General features: G+C 42.0%; 5 protein-coding genes. 4 read left to right on the top strand and 1 reads right to left on the bottom strand.

Annotation, left to right across the window (positions count from 1 at the left end):
• Positions 1–2 precede the first annotated feature (2 nt).
• The gene (locus L4C33_RS20850) at positions 3–233 is read left to right on the top strand and encodes a putative hemolysin (RefSeq protein ID WP_428814308.1); all 231 of its coding nucleotides are present in this window, start codon (positions 3–5) and stop codon (positions 231–233) included.
• Between the two features lie 198 nt (positions 234–431).
• The gene (locus L4C33_RS20845; protein ID WP_428814307.1) at positions 432–1,109 is read left to right on the top strand and encodes a hypothetical protein; all 678 of its coding nucleotides are present in this window, start codon (positions 432–434) and stop codon (positions 1,107–1,109) included.
• A 37-nt stretch (positions 1,110–1,146) separates the two neighbouring features.
• Here the strand turns inward: L4C33_RS20845 and L4C33_RS20840 are convergent, their stop codons facing one another.
• The gene (locus L4C33_RS20840; protein ID WP_428814306.1) at positions 1,147–2,013 is read right to left on the bottom strand and encodes a YdcF family protein; all 867 of its coding nucleotides are present in this window, start codon (positions 2,011–2,013) and stop codon (positions 1,147–1,149) included.
• Between the two features lie 42 nt (positions 2,014–2,055).
• Between L4C33_RS20840 and L4C33_RS20835 the strand changes: the two genes are divergently transcribed.
• Positions 2,056–2,241 (top strand): hypothetical protein, encoded by a 186-nt coding sequence (locus tag L4C33_RS20835; protein ID WP_428814305.1) that lies wholly within the window; start codon positions 2,056–2,058, stop codon positions 2,239–2,241.
• A gap of 62 nt (positions 2,242–2,303) precedes the next feature.
• Positions 2,304–3,218, top strand: a 915-nt coding sequence (locus L4C33_RS20830; RefSeq protein ID WP_428814304.1) for an L-serine ammonia-lyase, incomplete at its 3' end; no start/stop codon positions are given.

Raw genomic sequence — 3,218 nt, 5'->3', positions numbered from 1 at the left:
CTATCGTACTTGTTGGGTGTGCCAGTGAACCCACTCAGGAAGTTGATGGAGAAACGAAAAAAGTCGTCATGATGGCAAACCCAGCCGCAGTGTACTGTGTTCAGCAAAGTGGAGCGCTTGAAACCGTAACCGAAAATGAAAAACGCGTAACCTACTGTGTACTTTCTGAAGAAGAACGTGTTGAGCAGTGGGAATATTTCAATAAAAACCACAAAGAAAAAGAAGAAAGCTAAACCGCTTTTCTACCTTCCTATTTCATTCACACCTATATGATAACCATACGAATTTTGTAAACTGCTCGCTTATTCAAGCAGCAGTTTACCGTACCGCCATCAATTGAACACCGTTTTATTCTAACAAAACCCTGACATTACTCACCAGACCGAAGCTAAAATGCCCACCCGTTACAAACTTTTACATATTGAACCATTATGAAAGATCACTATAAGACTACAGAATCAAGCGACATGTCTCTGGAGCTCCCTGAGTTCAGCTTATCGCAGTCAACTTCTCAAGTTATTTACAAACGCTGCCAAACAGCGCTGGTTGTGTTAGCAATCGGTATAATCGTTAACTTGGCAATCCGTGTCGATTTTGTCTTACTAAACGGTCAAATTGGAGAGCTCTCGGCAACTGAAGTTTTACAGCAACTTTTACTCATGGTGACATCAATATCTTTTCTTTACCTAGCAAGAGAAAAGAGCGAAGTAAAACACGCTGCAATGCTTATTAGTGCATTTTTTGCTGTTCTATTCATTCGTGAATTGGATCATTTGTTCGACTCGATCGTACATGGTGCTTGGGTCTATCCAGCTATTCTTGTGGCGGGAAGTGCTATTTTTTATGCCTTCAAAAATGGTAAACGCACTATAGATCAACTTGCCCTAATTCTGGCTTCCCCTCACATGAACCTGCTCGTAACTGGCGTAATGCTGCTGTTGGTATTTTCACGCTTATTCGGCATGGGTAGTTTTTGGCAAAGCGTGATGGGTGAACATTACATTCGTGATGTAAAAAACATTGCAGAAGAAGGCACAGAGCTTTTAGCGTACTGCTTGATTGCTTTCGCAGGCCTAAAAACTGTTATTGGGTTAACCAAGAAAAAGTAATACTCGATAAAAACGGCGATAGATAAAGGATATCCACTTATCGCCACCAGCGCTGAGCCTGTTCCACTTCAGGATCTAAGTAGCGATTCAATAACGTCAGGTTAGTATCCAGTAATGCGAGGTAGCTTCTAACTGCCTCTTCCTCAGCATGAGTTGGAGTATTGTGGATACAACTCTCTAATACAGGGAGCAAGCACGTCACGAGTTCAAACTCGGTTGAATCTACGAGCAACTGTTGTATTCGGTATAACGAGTCTAAAGCAATCGCGCTAGGCTTCTGTCGCACCTCCTCTAAATTCATACCAAACACGCCAGCAAGAACACCTTCCAAATACACTCGGTAGGTTGTCAGCTCGTCTGTAAGCAAAAATAGCTCGCCCTGCACACTTTTATGTGGGTATGGAACCGCGATATGTTCCGACAACATAGGAGCAATTTTCAAATGAACGCCCAGTGCCATACATTTATCGTTCAGAACTTTAAGTAACCCCTGAGCATCCATCAGTTCTTGTATTTCAAAAATACGCTGCAAGTGATAGTCATTTGAAACAAAGGTGACTTTAACGTTTTGACCTCGTTGAAATAGCGCGCTTTCAATCATTTCGTGTGCGAGGTTTTGAATATTCTCAACCGTATTGGTTGAGTGTTGCTCAAGTAGTACAGCACCAACATCAAAAGTTTGTCCGCTTTCTTTCTTAAGCTGCTGGAAATAATTATGCATAACTTGCGCTTCAGAAACACTTTGCCCAGAAGTTACCCCGCCACAGAACGCAACAGCCATCTGTTGACAGGCATTCGCGTTCAAATAACTCACTAAAGCTTGAACTCGGCTACGCCCCTCTTTGGTCAATAAATTTCTGTTTAAGCGCTTTCCTAGCACAATTACAACGTGATTTATGGTCATTTTATGCACAAGTCTCGTTTTAATAACGGTAAAGAGTGAATTATGTATACATTCCCAATTAACAAAAGTAGTTTTAAGCCACTTCGTATTATGTGTGTCGCATTTATGCTCAAAATCGACTCATTTAGTGTTAACCGGAGTGCGCTATTATTAGTACATAACCCGCAAAAGATGGGAATGACTATATGCGACCAATTAGTAGCTGTAAGCCACACACTTGAAGTCTAACCGACGATTCAATTTGACATAAGAGCTCGTAACATCGAGCCAAGTCTTCACAGGAAGTTATTATGCTGTCTATCTTTGATATCTACAAAATTGGGGTTGGGCCATCCAGTTCCCATACCAATGGCCCGATGATCGCGGGTTTCAACTTCACGCAATTAATTGAACCTATGCTAGATGACGTCACTCGGGTTCAAATAGACTTGTACGGGTCTCTATCTTTGACTGGTCGAGGTCACCACACAGATAGAGCGACTATCTTAGGTCTATTGGGTAATAAGCCAGATACCATCAAAATCACTAGTGCTAACTTAGCGATGAAGAAAGCCATTGAAGATAAGTGCTTAAATCTCGCAAGCGCTAAGAATATCGATTTCGATACTGAAACAGACCTGTTATTCCACAGCACCAATTTGCCACTGCATGAAAATGGTATGACTATCTCAGCTTTTGATGCTAGCGGGACGCAACTGGCTATCGAGACATACTACTCAATTGGTGGTGGTTTCATTGCGACTGAAGATGAGTTGAAAAACGGCAGCAGCGCTAAAAAAGTAGAAGTAGAGTTCCCATTCTCTTCTGCTGATGAGTTTTTAGAAAAAGCAGAAGAGCAAGGTTTGAGCCTTGGTGGTTTAGTGTTACGTAACGAAGTGTCGTTCCAGGATATGGATATTATCGACCAAAAAGCAGAGCAAATCTGGAAAGTCATGTCACTTTGCATGCAGCGTGGTTTTGATACTGAAGGTATTTTAGATGGCGGACTCAACGTCACACGTCGTGCGCCTGCGCTATTGAAAAAACTAGAATCAAACGCAGTGATTGAAAATGACCCAATGGAAATCATGGATTGGATCAACCTATTTGCGTTTGCTGTAAGTGAAGAAAATGCTGCCGGCGGCCAAGTGGTGACATCACCAACCAATGGTGCTGCGGGCGTTATTCCAGCTGTATTAATGTATTACCATCGCTTTATTAAAGAG

The sequence above is a fragment of the Vibrio makurazakiensis genome (assembly GCF_050337375.1).
GTDB classification, from domain to species: domain Bacteria; phylum Pseudomonadota; class Gammaproteobacteria; order Enterobacterales; family Vibrionaceae; genus Vibrio; species Vibrio makurazakiensis.
The sequence above is the reverse complement of the archived record's forward strand: the minus strand, read 5'-3'. Positions and strand labels throughout refer to the sequence as shown.